The sequence below is a fragment of the Mycobacterium neumannii genome (genome assembly GCF_048452905.1).
GTDB lineage: Bacteria > Actinomycetota > Actinomycetes > Mycobacteriales > Mycobacteriaceae > Mycobacterium > Mycobacterium neumannii_B.
On record NZ_JBCGVF010000003.1, the window covers coordinates 1,520,006 to 1,537,513 of the forward strand.

The 17,508-nt window shown below is 65.8% G+C and carries 14 protein-coding genes; 7 read left to right on the top strand and 7 right to left on the bottom strand.

Features of this window, described 5'->3' with window-relative positions; all coding sequences use genetic code 11:
- Positions 1-8 precede the first annotated feature (8 nt).
- Positions 9-680, top strand: coding sequence for a thiamine phosphate synthase (thiE, locus tag AAHH99_RS13865; protein ID WP_418769114.1), 672 nt, complete (start codon positions 9-11; stop codon positions 678-680).
- On the opposite strand, the gene AAHH99_RS13870 is transcribed toward thiE, so the two are convergent.
- On the bottom strand, positions 664-1,164 hold the full coding sequence (locus AAHH99_RS13870; RefSeq protein WP_418769115.1) for an NUDIX hydrolase: 501 nt from the start codon (positions 1,162-1,164) through the stop codon (positions 664-666). The two genes, thiE and AAHH99_RS13870, sit on opposite strands and share 17 nt — an antisense overlap.
- Before the next feature lie 111 nt (positions 1,165-1,275).
- Here AAHH99_RS13870 and glnX point away from each other — a divergent pair, with 111 nt between their 5' ends.
- The 3 genes from glnX to AAHH99_RS13885 are packed head-to-tail and all read left to right on the top strand — an operon-like array spanning position 1,276 to position 5,845.
- A complete protein-coding gene (gene glnX, locus AAHH99_RS13875; protein WP_418769116.1) occupies positions 1,276-2,595 on the top strand; it encodes a protein kinase G-activating protein GlnX in 1,320 nt (439 codons plus the stop codon).
- Positions 2,595-3,587: a glutamate ABC transporter substrate-binding protein gene (locus AAHH99_RS13880; protein WP_418769117.1), complete on the top strand. Its 993-nt coding sequence runs from the start codon at positions 2,595-2,597 to the stop codon at positions 3,585-3,587. Before glnX ends, AAHH99_RS13880 begins: the two co-directional genes overlap by 1 nt.
- Complete coding sequence (locus AAHH99_RS13885; protein WP_418769118.1) at positions 3,587-5,845, top strand: serine/threonine-protein kinase PknG; 2,259 nt, start codon at positions 3,587-3,589, stop codon at positions 5,843-5,845. Before AAHH99_RS13880 ends, AAHH99_RS13885 begins: the two co-directional genes overlap by 1 nt.
- Before the next feature lie 3 nt (positions 5,846-5,848).
- Here the strand turns inward: AAHH99_RS13885 and AAHH99_RS13890 are convergent, their stop codons facing one another.
- Positions 5,849-6,214 carry a group I truncated hemoglobin gene (locus AAHH99_RS13890; protein WP_418769119.1) on the bottom strand — a complete coding sequence of 122 codons (366 nt, stop codon included), beginning with the start codon at positions 6,212-6,214 and terminating at the stop codon, positions 5,849-5,851.
- 388 nt (positions 6,215-6,602) lie between these two features.
- Here AAHH99_RS13890 and AAHH99_RS13895 point away from each other — a divergent pair, with 388 nt between their 5' ends.
- Complete coding sequence (locus AAHH99_RS13895; RefSeq protein ID WP_202931591.1) at positions 6,603-7,025, top strand: STAS domain-containing protein; 423 nt, start codon at positions 6,603-6,605, stop codon at positions 7,023-7,025.
- Here AAHH99_RS13895 and AAHH99_RS13900 read toward each other — a convergent pair.
- From AAHH99_RS13900 to galE, 5 genes are all read right to left on the bottom strand, one after another.
- Positions 6,960-8,102, bottom strand: a complete 1,143-nt coding sequence (locus tag AAHH99_RS13900) for an acetate kinase (protein WP_418769120.1) — start codon at positions 8,100-8,102, stop codon at positions 6,960-6,962. The genes AAHH99_RS13895 and AAHH99_RS13900 overlap by 66 nt on opposite strands.
- Positions 8,102-10,186, bottom strand: a complete 2,085-nt coding sequence (gene pta, locus AAHH99_RS13905; RefSeq protein WP_418769121.1) for a phosphate acetyltransferase — start codon at positions 10,184-10,186, stop codon at positions 8,102-8,104. The genes AAHH99_RS13900 and pta overlap by 1 nt, the downstream gene beginning before the upstream one ends.
- A gap of 120 nt (positions 10,187-10,306) precedes the next feature.
- Positions 10,307-11,671 carry a hypothetical protein gene (locus tag AAHH99_RS13910; RefSeq protein ID WP_418769122.1) on the bottom strand — a complete coding sequence of 455 codons (1,365 nt, stop codon included), beginning with the start codon at positions 11,669-11,671 and terminating at the stop codon, positions 10,307-10,309.
- 96 nt (positions 11,672-11,767) lie between these two features.
- A complete protein-coding gene (locus AAHH99_RS13915) occupies positions 11,768-13,726 on the bottom strand; it encodes a hypothetical protein (RefSeq protein ID WP_418769123.1) in 1,959 nt (652 codons plus the stop codon).
- 231 nt (positions 13,727-13,957) lie between these two features.
- On the bottom strand, positions 13,958-14,923 hold the full coding sequence (galE, locus tag AAHH99_RS13920) for a UDP-glucose 4-epimerase GalE (RefSeq protein ID WP_418769124.1): 966 nt from the start codon (positions 14,921-14,923) through the stop codon (positions 13,958-13,960).
- A 116-nt stretch (positions 14,924-15,039) separates the two neighbouring features.
- On the opposite strand from galE, the gene AAHH99_RS13925 reads away from it, so the two are divergent.
- Positions 15,040-15,858: an FkbM family methyltransferase gene (locus AAHH99_RS13925; protein ID WP_418769125.1), complete on the top strand. Its 819-nt coding sequence runs from the start codon at positions 15,040-15,042 to the stop codon at positions 15,856-15,858.
- Between the two features lie 68 nt (positions 15,859-15,926).
- A complete protein-coding gene (locus AAHH99_RS13930; RefSeq protein WP_418769126.1) occupies positions 15,927-17,504 on the top strand; it encodes a lipopolysaccharide biosynthesis protein in 1,578 nt (525 codons plus the stop codon).
- Positions 17,505-17,508: the final 4 nt, after the last annotated feature.

Sequence of the window (17,508 nt, forward strand, 5' to 3'; positions counted from 1 at the left end):
GTCGCGGTGTGCACCAACCTCGAGAACGCCTGGCCAGCGCGTCGCTGTACCTGTGCACCGACGCCCGGCGCGAGCGCGGTGACCTCGCGGAGTTCGCCGACGCCGCCCTCGCCGGCGGGGTCGACCTCATCCAACTGCGCGACAAGGGTTCGCCGGGCGAACAGCGGTTCGGCCCCTTGGAGGCGCGTCAGGAACTCGAGTCGCTCGCGGTGCTCGCCGACGCGGCCCGCCGCCACGGCGCACTGCTGGCCGTCAACGACCGCGCCGACGTCGCGCTGGCCGCCGGCGCCGACGTGCTTCATCTGGGCCAGGACGACCTTCCGCTGGCGGTGGCGCGCGGCATCGTCGGTGAGACGCCGGTGATTGGGCGCTCCACCCACGACGCGGATCAGGTCGCGGCGGCGGTCGACGAGGCCGTCGACTATTTCTGCGTCGGCCCGTGCTGGCCTACCCCGACCAAGCCGGGCCGCCCGGCGCCCGGCCTGGGCCTGGTCCGGCACACCGCCGAATTGAACAGCGACAAGCCGTGGTTCGCGATCGGCGGAATCGACACCGACCGGTTACCGCAGGTGCTGGCGGCCGGCGCGCGACGCGTCGTCGTGGTGCGGGCGATCACCGCCGCCGAGGACCCGCGGGCGGCGGCCGCACAGTTGAAGGCAGCGCTCAGAGCTGCCGGTTGACCAGGAGAGGGATCGAGGCGAACTCGTCGCGCAACCGCTGCCAGCTGGCGGCGAAGCCAGGGTGCAGGGGCAGCTTCGCGACGTCGTCGACGGCCACCCAGCGCAACTCGGCGCTCTCCCGGTTCGGCACGGTGTGCAGCATCTCCTGGGCGTCGGCGATGACCGTGCTGTAGCTCCAGCTGACCCCGTCGCTCGCGACGATCTTGGTCTCCACCACCTTGCGCACGGTCAACTGCTCGGCGGGCAGGCCCGCTTCCTCGTGGGCCTCCCGGATGGCCGCCTGCTCCGGGGTCTCGTGGCTGTCGCGCGCCCCGCCCGGTAGACCCCAGGTGTCGCCCTGGTGGCTCCAGGCCGCCCGGTGTTGGAGCAGCACCACCGGCGCGCCGTCGCGCCCGGGTGCCCGCAGCAGGAGACCGGCCGCGCCGTACCTGCCCCAGTAGGCCTGGCCTTGGGAAACCACCCATCCGTCACCGTCGCCACGCACGCCTCAACAATAGGGCCGCCCTGCCTGCCGGAAACTCTTAGACTTCTTTCATAGAGTGGGACCGGTCGAAACGACGAGCTGGAAAGCGATGCTGATGAGGTCCGCGCACACGTGACTGTGGAGTTGGCGCACCCGTCGACGGAGCCGCTCGCGTCGCGGTCGCCGTCGACGCCCGCACAACAACGCTGGTGGTTTCTGTGGACCACGCCCGGCCGCATCCTGACCATCGGGGTCGTGCTGTCTGCGCTCGTCATCGCCAGCGCGTTCGCCACCTCGACGACGATCAACGACCGGCAACAGGCGCTGATGACGGTGCTCAACCACACCGAGCCGCTGTCCTTTGCCGCCGGTCAGCTCTACACGACGCTTTCGGTGGCCGACGCCGCGGCGGCCACCGCCTTCATCGCCGGAGCGGAACCGCGTGACGTCCGGCAACGGTACGAGCAGGCGATCACGGACGCGTCGGTGGCCGTGACTCGGGCGTCGAGCGGGCTCACCGACGAGGATCTGGTGCAGTTGCTCGGCCGCATCAACGCGGAGTTGTCGGTGTACACGGGCTTGGTCGAGACCGCTCGTACCAACAACCGTTCGGGCAACCCGGTGGGTTCGTCGTACCTGTCGGAAGCGTCGGCGTTGATGCAGACGCAGATCCTGCCCGGGGCCCAACGGCTATACGAGGAGACCTCGGAACGAGTGGACGCCGAGACCAGCGCGTCCACCCGCATCCCCGGCCCGGTCATCCTGGTGGTTCTGGCGACCCTGCTGTTCGGGGTGTTCGCCAACCGTTGGCTGGCCAGGCGCACGCGTAGGCGGATCAACATCGGCTTCGTCGCGGGAGGTCTCGCGGTTCTGACCATGTTGATCTGGGTGGGCACGGCCCTGGTGATCTCGACCTCCGACAGTCGCAGCGCCAAGGACACGGCCGCCGAGTCGTTGAAGACGGTGACGAACCTGGCAATCACCGCGCAGCAGGCCCGCGCCGACGAGACACTGTCGTTGATCCGGCGCGGCGACGAGACGGTGCGCAAACAGTCGTACTACCAGCGCATCGACATGATGCAGCAACAGCTTGCCGATTACCTGGCCCGCGAGGACGCCATCGACAAGACCGATCTCAGCGAGGCCGAGCAGTTGTTGAAGCGCTGGCGCGCCGCCGACGACCGGATCAACGCCTACATCAGCGTCGGCAACTATCAGGCCGCCACGCAGGTGGCGCTGGGCACCGGGGCAGACGACTCCACGCCGGCGTTCAACAAGCTCGACGAGGCGTTGAGCCAGGGCATCGAAGAGAGCAGAAAGCAACTCCGCGACGACATCATCAACGCACACCGGGTGCTGTCCGGTGCGACGGTCGGCGCCGCGGTGCTCAGCGTCGTCGCGGCGGTCGCGGTGGCGCTGGGGTTGTGGCCGAGGCTGAGTGAGTACAGATGATGAGTGCTTGCGCGAAGAACAAACAGCCGCTGAGAAGGCTCTTCGGCATCCTCCTCGCCGCCGCGCTGGTGCTCACCGGGTGCGGGCAGGCGACGTCGGTGATCTCCACACCCGGTGTGACGCTTCCACCGCCCACGCCGGCAGGTATGGAGGAGTTGCCGCCGCAACCGGTGCACCCGCCCGACGACGACACCGAGGACTGTGAGCGCACGGCGAGCCTTCGCCCGTTCACCAACCGGGCCGAGGCAGACAGGGCGGTCGCGAACATCCGAGCGCGTGGGCGGCTGATCGTCGGGCTGGACATCGGCAGCAACCTGTTCTCTTTCCGGGATCCGATCACCGGTCAGATCACCGGGTTCGACGTCGACATCGCCGGTGAGATCGCCCGCGACATATTCGGAACCCCGTCGCAGGTGGAGTACCGCATCCTGTCGTCGGCGGACCGCATCGCGGCGTTGCAGAACAATCAGGTCGACGTCGTCGTCAAGACCATGACCATCACGTGCGAACGCAAGAAGCTGATCGGGTTCTCGACGGCGTATCTGACCGCCAATCAACGCATCCTGGCGCCGCGCGACTCGACAATCCGGCAGGCGTCAGACCTTTCGGGACGCCGCGTCTGCGTCGCGAAGGGCACGACATCGCTGGAGCGGATCCGCCAAATCACGCCGCCGCCGATCATCGTCGGGGTGGTCGCGTGGGCCGACTGCCTGGTGGCGTTGCAGCAGCGGCAGGTCGACGCCGTCAGCACCGACGACTCGATCCTCGCCGGTCTGGTGTCACAGGATCCTTACCTGCACATCGTCGGACCGAGCCTCAACGAGGAGCCCTACGGCATCGGGATCAACCGGCAGAACACCGGACTGGTCCGATACGTCAACGGCACGCTGGAACGGATCCGGCGCGATGGCACCTGGAACACGTTGTACCGCAAGTGGTTGACGGTGCTCGGGCCTGCGCCGGCTCCTCCGGTCGCGAGGTACTCCGACTGATGTCCGAGACCCAGCTGGACGACTACGACGACGAGGGCCCCGGTACCCAGCCGGCGAGCTTCGACGACATGGGCATGGATTCGGCCTCGACCATCCGCCCGATGGCGACCGAGGCGGTGTTCCGGCCCCATCTCGACGACGACGGCGAGTCGGTGGGCACCGGCGACACCGAGCCGCAGGAGCAGACCACCACCACGACGCGGGCGTTGTCGCGGACGCGGCGCTTGGGCGGTGGGCTGGTCGAGATCCCGCGGGTGCGAGCCAAGGACCCGCTCGAAGCGCTGATGACCAACCCGGTGGTCGCGGAGAACAAGCGGTTCTGTTGGAATTGCGGGCGCCCCGTCGGCCGTTCCAGCGATGGCAAGCCCGCCCGGTCGGAAGGTTGGTGTCCGCACTGCGGCAGCCCGTATTCATTTCTGCCGCAACTGAATCCGGGCGACATGGTCGCCGACCAGTATGAGATCAAGGGCTGCATCGCGCACGGCGGCCTCGGCTGGGTCTATCTGGCTTTCGACCACAACGTCAACGAACGGCCCGTCGTGCTCAAGGGCTTGGTGCATTCCGGTGACGCCGAGGCCCAGAAGATCGCGATGGCCGAGCGCCAGTTCCTGGCCGAGGTCACCCATCCCGGGATCGTGAAGATCTACAACTTCGTCGAACACGCCGACCAGCACGGCAACCCGGTCGGCTACATCGTGATGGAGTACGTCGGCGGCACGTCGCTCAAGCAGGCCAAGGGTGAGAAGCTGCCGGTCGCCCAGGCCATCGGGTACATGCTCGAAATCCTGCCTGCACTTGGCTATCTACACTCGCTCGGCCTGACCTACAACGACCTCAAGCCCGAGAACATCATGATCACCGAGGAACAGCTCAAGCTGATCGACCTCGGTGCGGTGTCGACCATCAACTCGTTCGGCTATCTCTACGGAACCCCGGGATACCAGGCTCCCGAGATCGTGCGGACGGGGCCGACTGTGGCCACCGACATCTACACCGTCGGGCGCACGCTCGCGGCGCTGACGCTGAACCTGCGCACGCGCAGGGGCCGCTACGTCGACGGGTTGCCCGAGGACGATCCGGTCCTGGCCGAGTACGACTCGTTCGGCCGGGCGCTGCGCCGGGCCATCGACCCGGATCCTCGGCGGCGGTTCGGCAGCGCCGACGAGATGTCCGGACAGCTGCTCGGCGTGCTGCGCGAAGTCGTGGCGAAAGACACCGGGTCACCCAAACCCGGTCTGTCCACGGTGTTTTCGCCCACCCGGTCCACGTTCGGCATCGATCTTCTGGTCGCGCACACCGACGTCTACCTCGACGGACAGGTGCACTCCGAACGGCTGACCGCCCAGGAGATCGTCAGGGCGCTACCCGTACCCCTGGTCGACCCGACCGACGTCGGTGCGCCTGTGCTGTCGGCAAGCGTGGTGAGCCAGCCCGTACAAACCTTGGACCAGCTGCGCGCGGCCAGGCACGGGGCGCTGGACTCCGAAGGCATCGACCTGTCGGACTCGGTCGAACTGCCGCTGATGGAAGTGCGCGCGCTGCTCGACCTCGGCGACGTCGCCAAGGCCACGCGCAAGCTCGACGACCTCACCGAGCGGGTGGGTTGGCCGTGGCGGCTCGTCTGGTTCAAGGCCGTTTCCGAGCTGCTGACCGCCGGTTATGACTCGGCGACAAAGCATTTCACTGAGGTGCTCGACACGATGCCCGGCGAGCTTGCACCCAAATTGGCCTTGGCCGCCACCGCCGAGTTGGCAGGAACCCCTGACGCGGGCAAGTTCTACAACACCGTGTGGTCGACCGACAACGGGGTGATCTCGGCGGGGTTCGGGATGGCCCGCGCCCAGTCGGCCGCAGGCGAGCGCGATGATGCGGTGAAGACCCTGGACAAGGTGCCCGCGATGTCGCGGCACTTCACGACGGCCCGGCTGACCAGCGCGGTCACGTTGCTGTCCGGTCGCTCGTCGAGCGAGATCACCGAACAGCAGATCCGGGATGCCGCACGGCGCGTCGAGGCGCTGCCCGACACCGAGCCGCGGGTGCTGCAGATCCGTGCGCTGGTGCTGGGCACCGCGTTGGACTGGCTGGCCGACAACACCGCCAGTACCAATCACATCCTGGGGTTCCCGTTCACCGAACACGGATTGCAGCTGGGCGTGGAGGCCTCGCTGCGCGCTCTTGCGCGGGTGGCCCCGACCCAGGCGCACCGCTACGCGCTCGTGGATTTGGCCAACAGCGTCCGTCCGACCAGCACGTTCTGACGGTCAGGCGACGCTGGCGGTCGCGATCTCGTCGCTGAGCGGGGCGATGGCGGCAAGGATCTCGCCTGTCGTCTCCGACGGCACTCCCGCCGCGGTCAGGCTGTCCGCGAGATGACCCGCGACGAGGTTGAAATGGTGGACGGTGATTCCGCGGCCCTGGTGGACCCTGCGCATCGGCGCACCGGTATAGGGCTCGGGCCCGCCCAGCGCGGCGGCGAAGAACTCGACCTGGCGCCCCTTGAGCCGCGCCATGTTGGTTCCGGTGAAGAAACCGGACAGCTGGTCGTCGGCCAGCACACGGATGTAGAAGTCCTCGACCACGCCTTCGAGGGCCTCGTGGCCGCCGATCTGCTCGTAAATACTCGGCATGTATGCCCCTTCGTCGCACTGGATGGGCACATTCCAGCCCACGGCGGTTGCGTGCGGATTTCGGCGCGTTGCCAGCGGGGCAAATTCAATCTCACCGGTACCACCCCAAGCGGTGTGAGAACTACGGATTCAGTGGCCCTTACAGCAAAGCGCGATACGCAAGGCGTCGACTTTACGGGATTTGCCCATGTCGTAACACTCAATGGTCATGCCGCGGATTTCGTAGTAATCTGCATCACAGGTTGAGGTCACAGCCAAACTGCAGGGGTCATCGGGGATCATTTTCCGTTTGCGGCTGAGCAGCTGTCAGGCATCGCTGACGGCCTCCGCGGTTTCAATTGCATCTCGACAACAGGAGTGCGCCGTGTCCGCTGTAGGAACCTGCCGGGTGTTCCGACCCGACCCTCGGTCCTTCGATCAGTGCGAACACCACCATCGCGCCAGCTTCACCGCGTCGCACAGACACGGCTCGACGGTGCTCGTGACGGTCGAGGGCGAGATCGATGCCACCAACAGCAGAGCGCTGGCCACCTACGTCGAAGGTCAGGTCGCCGGCACCCGGCGTCTCGTGATTGACCTGCGGCTCGTCGACTTCTTCGGCAGCGCAGGCTTCGCCGCGCTGCACTACATCAACGTGATCTGCTCCCGGAACGGAATCGACTGGCAGGTGCGCTGCGGCAGGCAGGTCCGCCGGCTGCTGGCCATCTGCGATTCCGCCCAGGAACTGCCGCTCGAGAAGCCGCGCTCAGTGCTCGACGAGGTTCGTGCAAGCGCGGGCGATCGCGAGCTCCTCATCAGTGGGAACAACTAGCACCGTCGTTCCAGACCGATCGGCCGATATCCGCCGGGCTTTCTTGTCGGCTTTGGCGTTGAGCACCTCGTCGAGTTCTATGCCCAACGGCGCCAAGCCACTCAACGCGTCGCGCCGCACCGACGCGTCGTTCTCCCCCACCCCGGCAGTGAAGGTGATGACGTCCGCGCCGCCCAGTAGCGCAAGATAGGCGCCGATGTACTTGCGCAGCCGGTGGATGTAGACGTCGTACGCCAGTTGCGCAGAGGAGTCCCCTGATTCGATGCGCTGGTGCAGGACCCGGAAGTCGACCTCGCCGCCGAGCCCACGTACCCCGGACCGACGGTTGAGCATCTCCTCGATGTCCTCGACCTTCATGTCCGCCGTTCGCCACAGATAGAACATCAGACCGGCGTCGATGTCGCCGGACCGAGTCCCCATCACCAGCCCCTCCATCGGCGTCAGCCCCATCGAGGTGTCCACCGGTCGGCCCCCGACGATGGCGGAGGCTGATGCGCCGTTGCCCAGGTGCAGCACGATCTGGCGCACCGAGTCCAACGGCACGCCCAGGAAGGCCGCGGCCTGCTCGCTGACGTACTGGTGCGAGGTGCCGTGGAAGCCGTAACGACGGATATGCCACTGCTCGGCGACATCGCGGTCGATCGCGTACGTCGCCGCCGCAGCCGGCAGGTCGTGGAAGAAGGCGGTGTCGAAGACCGCCACATGCGGCAGATCGGGCAGCGCCTTACGTGCCTCCTGGATTCCCAGCAGAGACGGCGGATTGTGCAGCGGGGCAAGGGGAGACAGTTCGTCGATCCTGGCCACTAGGGCGTCGTCGATCAGCGTCGGCTGATACAGGTCGGGGCCGCCGTGGACCACGCGGTGCCCGACGGCGACGAGGTCGAGGGCCTCGAGGCTCCGGCCCGCTTCGGCCATCTGGCCGAACGCCGTCTGCAGCGCCTCGGCGTGGTCGCGTACCTGCCCCTCACCGATGCGCTCGACGATGCCGTCGATCACCATCGTCTCCGAATCCGGCTCGATGACAGCGTATTTGAGTGACGACGAGCCCGAGTTGAGAACCAATACGCTGCGCGCCATCAGAGCGTCTGCGCCTGGATAGCGGTTATCGCCACGGTGTTGACGATGTCCTCCACCAACGCCCCGCGCGAGAGGTCGTTGACGGGTTTCTTCAACCCTTGCAACACCGGCCCGATCGCGATTGCGCCAGCGCTGCGCTGGACCGCCTTGTACGTGTTGTTCCCGGTGTTGAGGTCGGGGAAGATCAGCACCGTGGCCCGGCCTGCCACTTTCGAGTCGGGCATCTTGGACCTGGCCACCGAGGCGTCGACGGCGGCGTCGTACTGGATCGGACCGTCGACCAGCAGGTCCGGTTCCCGCTGGATGACCAGTTCGGTTGCCTCCCGGACCTTTTCGACGTCCGCGCCGGCTCCGCTGGTACCTGTCGAGTAGGACAGCATCGCGACTCGCGGCTCGATGTCGAAGCTGGCCGCGGTGCGGGCCGACGAGATCGCGATGTCGGCCAGCTGTTCGGCGGTCGGATCCGGCACGATCGCGCAGTCACCGTACGCCAGCACCCGGTCGGCAAGGCACATCAAAAAGATGCTGGAGACCGTCGACACGTCGGGCAGCGTCCTGATGATCTCGAAGGCAGGTCGCACCGTGTGGGCGGTGGTGTGCCGGGCACCGGAGACCATGCCGTCGACCATGTCGTTGTGGACCAGCATCGTGCCGAAATAGGAGACGTCGTGGATGATCTCGCGTGCCTGCTCTACCGTGACGCCCTTGTGCTTGCGCATTTCGGCGTACTGCTCGGCGAACTTGTCGCACAGGTCGCTGGTCCGCGGGTCGAGAACCGCGGCGTCGGAGAGGTCGATACCCAATTCCGCTGCGCGCGCCCGTATCTGAGATTCCTCTCCCAGAATCGTCAGCTCGGCGACGCCGCGGTGCAACAGCCGACCGGCCGCGGCCAGGATGCGGTCGTCGTCGCCTTCCGGCAACACGATGTGCTTACGGTCCGACCGGGCCCACTCCAGCAACTTGTAGGTGAACATCTGTGGAGTGACCACCTGCGGGATCGGGATGGCCAGCCGATCCAGCATGTCCGCGATGTCGACGTGGGTCTCCATCAATGCGATGGCCGTGTCGATCTTGCGTACGGAGGTCGCCGTCACCCTGCCGCGCGCGGAAGCCACCCGACTTGCCGTCTCGAACGTCCGGAATTCGGTGGCGATGATCGGCAGCCGCAGCCCCAACCCCGACACCAGGGCCGAGATCGAGGGATGTAGTTCCAGCCCGCCATTGAGGATGATGCAGGATAACGACGGGAAGCCTTCGGCGGCATGGGCACTCGCGAGCGCGAGCACGACGTCGGATCGGTCGCCGGCCGCGATGACGGCCACGCCCTCGCTGAGCCGCTCCAAGACGCGTTCGGCGGTCATCCCGGCGACCATCAGATCCATCGCCTCACGCGACAGCAGCGCCGGATCGCCACTGATCAATTCGCCCTCGACGGCCTGCTGGAGTTCGCCGACGGATGGGGCGACCAGCAGCGGCTCCTCGGGCAGCGCGTAGCACTTGGGATCGAAGTCCTTCAACGCGTCGAGCACCGCGGTCAGTTGTGCGGGGTCACAGCGGTTGGCGACGACCGCCGCGGGGTGCGCATGCTGGGCGGTGATCTCGTCGAGGCAGATATCGACGATGTTCGCGACGTCGTGGGGGCTCCGATTTTTGGCCTTGACCGCCAGCACGACCGGAGCGCCGAGGTTGGCCGCGATGCGTGCGTTGGTCGACAACTCGCTGGGCGTGGCGACATCGGTGTAGTCGCTGCCGACGATAAGCACCGCATCGCACTGGTCGGCCACCCGGTGGTAGCGGTCGACGATCTCGGCCAACGCGCCGTCGGGGTCTTCGTGCAACTGCTCGTAGCCGACGCCCACGCAGTCGTCGTAGGCCAGACCCGCCGTGGTGTGGTCCAACAGCAGTTCGAGGATGTAGTCACTGTCCTCGCCGAGCCGGGTGATCGGGCGGAAGGCACCGACCTTGGCCACGGTGGCGGTCAACCGGTGCAGGATGCCCAGCGCGATCGTCGATTTACCGGTGTCGCCTTCCGGGGATGCGACGTAGACGGCGGACACCGGCCCGCCCTTCGGTGGATTGTTCACTCGCTGCCTTGCTGCTTTTCACGGTAGAACCTGCTGACGCGACGTTAGCGTACGGCCGGCGAGGCGGCGTCTCGAGCGGCTACCTAGCCACACCACCGCCGTTGAGCCGCGGCGATCACGTCAATCGTTTTCCAACGAGAGGATCTCGACCGCCGGGTCCTTCATATAAGAGGGAGGATCGACGCCGAATATCCTAAGGATAGTGGGTGCCACCGACGTGAGCGGTATCTTCTCCCCGCATCTCCGTGGTGTGGAGCATTGCACCCAGAAGCAGCCGTCGGGATGATGGCGGCCGCTGCGGATCGTGTGGATGCGGCTGAAGAGATCTTCGAAAGGCGCCTGCCTTCCACTCGGCAGGGTCACCGTCCCGACACTCGGCGACCATTCGTTGACCGCGCAGCCCACCTTGACTCTCAACGGCTCGGCGTGCTCGAACCGAAACAGCGGTTGGTCCCCGACCGATGAGCCCCTCAGCCGTGTCAAAGCCTCCTCAGCCGACGCCTCGTCCGAGAACGACAGCAAGAACTCCTCGGCCATGACCGGCGCGACCGAGGTCCGGTTCGGGTCGAGTTCCAGCATGTCCAACAGCCGGTCGAAATCGCTTGGCCGGTAGGTGCACTTCGTCGTGTCCCAGGGCTGTTGGCTTAATGCGGTGGCGAACACGAGCCGGTCGTGGGGGAAGTCGGCCATGAAGCGTCCGATGAGACGGTCGTAGTTGCGGTAACCGGTGAGCACTGCCTCCGTCAGCGACGGGTGGTCCTCGGGCGGCGGCGGCGCCGAGAAACTCTCGGGCCGAAAGTTACGCCAGAAGTAGTGCTGGAAGTGGGCGGTCGAGTTGGAGAAGAAGGTGGCATAGGCGACGTCGTTGCGGCGCACCAGTTTCCGGAAGACGTCGTATGAAATGGCGTCCAGCACAATGGATCGGCGCCACTTCAGTCCTGAGTCACGCCGCTCGCCGACGAGCTGTCGTGCCGCCAACGCGGCGGTAGCCGGCGTCAGACCGTGGGTGGCGATGTAGGCGAGGAATGGGACGGCGGCCTGTTTGTCCAGTGTGTTCGCGGAGTTCTCTTGGACGGCCGAAACGACGAACTTCGTGAACGCACCGAGGCTGACGGGATGCGGGGTCGCGCCCGGATTCCACGGGTCTGGAACGACGAAGCCGTCCAAGGGTCCGTAGTCCAGGTTCATCGAGCCGAACACGCCGACCTTGAACCCGGCATCGGCCAACTCGCGTGCGATGCCTCGGCCGATGACCCGCTTCGCCTCGCCGAGGTGCTGGATACCGTGGTCACGGTCGGCAATGCCGGTGTGCAACGTCGGCCACTGAACCCAGGGTTCGAGGTTGTTCTCGTCGGAGGCATCGGTGACGAAGACCGCCGACGATTCCTGCAGCCGCCGGAAGTTCGGCAGCTCCCCCGCGCCGATGAACTCGTCTATCAGCGTCGGACTCAACTCGTTGAATTCGATCTGGATCGTCCGACGCATCGGCAGCCCCCGCTTTACATAATTCGTCGACAACGTATCACGATTAGCCGTCGCGTAGCGCCGATCGTCACGGCGTGCCCACCCAGGGTTCGGCGGTCAGGACTGAGGGCCGACGCTCGCGCTGGGGCGAGATCGCTTCCTCAGCAACACGATTGTGGCCCCGATAAGTGTGAGGATCACGAGCACTCCTGCCCCGAGCAGTGTCCACTCGTACCATCCGCGCGTGTCCGATTCCTGCTCGACCGCATCCGGGTTGACGCCGTGCGAGCCTGCCATCACCGGCCCGTCGGTCCGCACGGTCAATTCCCGAGGGACCAGTCCTTGGCCGACGACCAGCACGTCACCGCTCAGATTCCGCCAACCCTGCGGAAGACCCGCGAGGTAGTCGAACAGTGGGGTCGCCAGAGTCCAGGGACCCGACGCGGCCAGCAGGACGATCGTCCGACCGTTCTGCGCATAACTCTGCAGGGCCGCCAGCCCGGTGGAGATGTCGACGACGACCGAAGCAGGCAGGTCGACCTCCGACATCCCGCCCTTGGGGGCGATCGGCGGATTGAGATTCTTCTCTTCCACCGTCTGTGCGCTGGCGATCACCAGTGCGCTGGTGTCACTGGTTGCCGCTTGATCGATACCGACCAATTCAGGATTCAACGCCGTGGTTGTGAGGCGCTGGATGGAACCGATGATCTTCGCCGCATGCGCGAGTTCGTCAGGGTCGCTGCCGTCGAGGGCAACTTGGAACTTGGGGATGAATCCTTGCGGGAGCGCCGCGAACCCACCCATCTCCACTGCACCGCCGGGCCGGACCGTCGCAGTCGACATCGGATCGATCTCGAACTTCATCGGCAAGGTGATCGGAGTACAGCCCGGGCCGGGTTCATATCTGATCGTCACGGTCAGGTCCTGGTCGCGGGCGGCGACATCGGCGGGGATCGAGAACCGGTTGTCCACGCGACCGGACGCGTCGAGGCGGACGGTGGTGAGCACCACGTCACCGGCAGCGACGACCATCGTCCCCTTCTCCACCTCCTCGACCGGCGTGTAGTTCGCCAACAGGCGCACGTCGACGATGCCCGGTTCGGCGGATGTGGAGAGTGCGGGAGCGATGTTCAGAAAGATGTAGGACTCCCCCATGACGGAGGTGCTGCCGCCGATGCGAAGCTGCTCGAAGGTCGCCGTCGCGGCGCCTTCGCCCGGCGCGGTCTCAGCGGATTCGACTGTGACACTGCCGGTCTGCGCAACCTTCTGCAGCCCGTCCCGAAACAGACCTGGCTGGCGCGCGAGGGCCTCGCCCCGTCCGGCCATGAGGAGATAGGGCGGGCCGGCGTCGGTGAGCAGCCGCACGCCGGCCTCCGGTTCGTCGACGTCACGGATGACGATGGCCCGCACCGACGGGTCACGATCCGGCGGTGGTCCCGCCTCCGTCCTGGGCAGCGACAGTACGTTCGTCGTGACCGTCGCCGGCTGGTAGTGCTTGGTCAACGCCGCGACGAGGCGCAGAACGGTGGATTTCTCGGCATCGGTGGGTGCCGGGTCGACATAGAGGTCGATCACGGGCGCGACGACGGGAAGGAACTCTTCGATGGTCGTCGGCGATTGAACGGCACCGGTGAACGCCGCGCTGATGTCGGTCATGACCAGAGTGGGTAGCGGTTCGCAGACGTCGTCGGTGTCATCTACGCGCAAGATCAAGTTCAGTTGTACCTCGCGGTGCATGACCGGAACCGAGGCGATGTCGAAGGTGAACGGGGCTGGAGGCTGGCCTGGCGGAATATTCGGTATCGGAACCGAACCCACGAACCGCCCATCCACCGTCTGGGCCTCGACGAATCCCGAGGGGATGTTGTTGACGGCTGAAAGCAGGCCCGAGAACGTGATCGGGGAGAGCCCCGGCGGCACGGGTATGGAGATTCTCTGCGTCACATCATCGCCCACGAGGGATATCTGCGGATTGATGCCGAGTTGTTGCCAACCGATCGCGGTCACCGGCGGGGCGTCGTCGGCGGGCTGACCGACGGCCAGACCAACGACCCCGGTCATCGATATGGCAGCCACGCAACCTGCTGCGACGAGCGATGACGCTATACGCCGTATCAACACGTACCTTCCTACGCAGAACCGGGTGACGTCACGTGCTCGACGAATGGTCTCCGACGCATACCCTTGAGTCGACTGATAGTAGCGCTAACGACCCGAAAGGCACGTGGTATCTGGCGCTTCGGCTGGTGCGAATGTTTGCGAAAATCGCACGATCGTACACATACACGCCGGAGAAGGCGCCTGCCCTCAGGCCTGGCCGTTGGCGACCCACGCCTCCCAAGCGGTCTGAACGGTGCCGGCGAGGTCGTGGCGGGATTGCCAACCGAAGTCGCGTTGGATCTTCGCGGGATCGGCGACGACATCGGGAGGATCACCGGGACGACGGCCGATGACGTCGCACTCGAAATCGACTCCGGTGGCCTGCCGTACCGCCGCCATGATTTCGAAGACGCTCGTGCCCTTCCCGGTGCCGATGTTGTAGACGGCGGCCAGATCCCCGACGACCATCTGGTTCAGCACCGTGGCATGAGCATCTGCGACGTCCTCGACATGGATGTAGTCACGGACGCACGACCCGTCCGGCGTCGGATAGTCGGCACCGAAGACCCTCGGAGGAACACCCGAGCTGATAGCCCGGAAAACCATCGGTATCAGGTTGTTCTCCCCCCGGTCGGCCAGTTCCGGTGTCGCTGCTCCTGCCACATTGAAGTAGCGCAGAGCCGACCAGCTGAGTCCGTGTGCTGCCGCAACGTCGGAGAGCAACTGTTCACCGATCAGTTTCGTCCAGCCATAGGGAGACGATGGGCTGGTAGGCGTCGCTTCGGTCACTGGACTGACGGCCTGTTCGCCGTAGACCGCCGCACTCGACGAGAACAGGATGCGCCGCGTCTCCGCGTCGACCATCGCCTCGAGCACGCTCTGCATACCGGTGACGTTCTGGCGGTAGTAGAACAAGGGGTCGGCGACCGACTCATCCACCGCCTTCTTGGCGGCGATGTGCACGACCGCATCGGCGGTGAAGGAGCGCAAGGACGACTCGACGAATGCGGTGTCCAGCAGTGAGCCCTCGTAGACGGCGGTGTCGGGCGTCAGGCGAGCCCGAGTCCCGGTGGAGAAGTCGTCGAGCACGGCGACGTCATGGCCGCTGCCGCGCAACGCCCTCGTGACGTGCGCTCCGATATATCCCGCCCCGCCAGTGACGAGCACTCTCACCGCAATCTCCAATGCCGATTGCCGAGATCACATCAGATGTCCCGAACCGCCGCAGTCGTTCTGGTGGATCCAACGATGGCACGGTCGCGCGCCAACAGCGATGTTAAGGTCGCGCCGTGGCGTTCAAGCACGTGGTGTACCGCGCGCTCGATCGCGGGCCCGGTCGATTTCTGATTTCTGTCGTGGCCAACCGGCGGGCGCGGGCCGTGGGGGAACACGCACGATTCACATATGACCGCCCCTCTGGGCTGTGGTCGAAGCGCACACCGGGCGGCGTCATGCTGCTGCCGGAGCGGCTACAGGGGATGGGCATCGAGGAGTGCGAGGCCTTCACCAAGGACGTCTTCCTGTGTGACTACACGATGAAGTCCGGCGACGTGGTACTCGACATCGGCGCAGGCATCGGATCTGAGTCACTGCCTTTCTCCCGGTGGGTGGGAGCGGCGGGCAAAGTCATTGCGGTCGAGGCTCATCCCGCTACATTCGCGACCCTGGAACGCACAGTCCGATTGAACGACGTGCGCAATGTGGAGTTGGTCAACGCCGCGATCATGGACTCGGACACGCCGGTCAGGATCAGCAACCTTCCCACTGAGGTCAGTTACGAGAACAGGATCTCGTCCGAGGGCGTGCAGGTCCCCGCGATGACGCTCGCGGACTTGGTCGAGAAGTACGACCTGAATCGCGTCGACTTCCTGAAGATGAACATTGAGGGCGCGGAACTTCCGGCGCTGCAGGGCAGTGCAGAGATGCTGTCTCTGGTACGACATGCGGCGATCGGATGCCACGATTTCTTGGCGGAGGAGACCGGCGACGACTCCTACCGAACCAAGGAGGCCGTCTACGAGTTGTTGGTGAATGCGGGATTCACCGTGCGTCGGCGGGATGGCGATCCCCGCCCTTGGGCGAGGGACTACCTGTTTGCCTCCCGCTGAACCGTCAACTGGCCGAGGCGGTTTTGGTGGTGTCCGCCGGTCTCCGGTGATGGGATAGCCGGCGGGATATGAGGTTCAGGAAGACACGGCCCGCGCCTGCCGTCCCCCACGACGTCGGTGAAGACGCTGTGACCGGTGTCGTCGAGTCAGCGCCGCTGACGACGCCGCCGACGGGACGGCAAGCCGCCTGGAACTATCTGGTGTTCGGTCTGAGCAAGAGCTCGGCGCTCATCACGACGGTCATCGTGGCCCGCCTCCTCGACCCCGCCGACTTCGGGTTGTTCGCACTCGCCCTTCTCATCATCAATTTCTTCGACTACCTCAAAGACCTCGGTGTGGGCGCCGCACTGGTGCAGAGCCCCAATTCGTGGAAACGGTTCGCGCCCACGGCATTGACCCTGGTCACCGCGACCGGCCTGCTGGCTGGTGCGGCGCTTGCGATCGCGGCGCCGCTTGCGGCCGCACTGCTCAGCCAGCCGGAACTCACGAACATGGTGCGGGTCCTCGCTATTGCGGTCACCATCTCCGCCGTCGGTGTGCTACCCGCTGCTCTGTTACGCAGACGGCTCGATTTCAAGCGCAGGCTCTGGCCGGAATTCATCGCCGCCGTCATCAAGGCCGTCCTGACGATCGCGCTCGCCGCCACCGGTTTCGGTGTTTGGAGCCTTGTCTACGGGCAGCTCGTAGGAACCATCGCGCTGACATGCCTGTACTGGTGGGTGGCCCGTACCCCCCTGAAGTACGGATTCGATGCCCGCGAGGCGCGACAACTGGTGCTCTACGGGCTGTCCGTAACGGGAGTCACCTTCCTGGCGTTCGGGATCGCCAACGTCGATTACGCGGTCGTCGGGATCCGCCTCGGCGACACAGCGCTGGGGCTCTACACGTTGGCATTTCGCATCCCCGATCTGCTCGTGCTCAGCCTGTGCATCGTGATCAGCGAGGTGCTGTTCAGCTCGCTTTCCCGGCTCCAACAGAACCGCCGCCATGTCGGCGAGCATTATCTGCAGGTGTTGACGATCGTCGTGCCGCTGACCGCACCGGTCTGTGTCGTCCTGGGTGCCGCCGCGCCGGCGGTGATCGAAACCCTGTACGGATCGGACTACGCCGGTGCGGCTCCGGTCTTGTCGATCCTGGCGGTCTACGGACTCATCCACTCGGCGTCCTATCACGCCGGGGATGTGTTCAAAGCGATCGGACGTCCCGGGCTCCTGACGGCCACCGGCGCAGTGAAGCTCGCGCTGTTGATCTGGCCGATCTGGTGGGCGGCCGGCCACAGCATCGTGATGGTCGCCGTCGTGCTGTTGCTGGTCGAGTTGGTTCCGTTGGTGGCGAATATGGTGCTGGTGCGGGCTGTGACCGGGCTTCGGTTCACCCCGCTGATCGCCGCGACGCTGCGTCCGATGCCCGCGGCGGCGGTCATGGCGCTCGCGATGGTGGGCATCACCTACGTCACCGTGAATTGGCCCGCGCCCATTCAACTGAGTCTGGCCGTGCCGGTCGGTCTAATCTGCTACCTATTGATGCTGAGGCTGACCGCACGCGGGCTTTATGACCAGGCAATGACGGTCATTCGCTCGCTGCGGCGGCGATCGGCGCAGTCGGCTGCTCCGATCAGTACACCTGAGTCGGGGAAGGACACCTAGTGGT

What these genes read in the sequence shown, in the direction of transcription:
- AAHH99_RS13880 (WP_418769117.1), top strand. Translation starts at nt 2,595, where the DNA reads ATGAGTGCTTGCGCGAAGAACAAACAGCCGCTGAGAAGGCTCTTCGGC.
- AAHH99_RS13885 (WP_418769118.1), top strand. Translation starts at nt 3,587, where the DNA reads ATGTCCGAGACCCAGCTGGACGACTACGACGACGAGGGCCCCGGTACC.
- AAHH99_RS13890 (WP_418769119.1), bottom strand. Translation starts at nt 6,214, where the DNA reads ATGCCGAGTATTTACGAGCAGATCGGCGGCCACGAGGCCCTCGAAGGC.
- AAHH99_RS13900 (WP_418769120.1), bottom strand. Translation starts at nt 8,102, where the DNA reads ATGGCGCGCAGCGTATTGGTTCTCAACTCGGGCTCGTCGTCACTCAAA.
- AAHH99_RS13910 (WP_418769122.1), bottom strand. Translation starts at nt 11,671, where the DNA reads ATGCGTCGGACGATCCAGATCGAATTCAACGAGTTGAGTCCGACGCTG.
- AAHH99_RS13930 (WP_418769126.1), top strand. Translation starts at nt 15,927, where the DNA reads ATGAGGTTCAGGAAGACACGGCCCGCGCCTGCCGTCCCCCACGACGTC.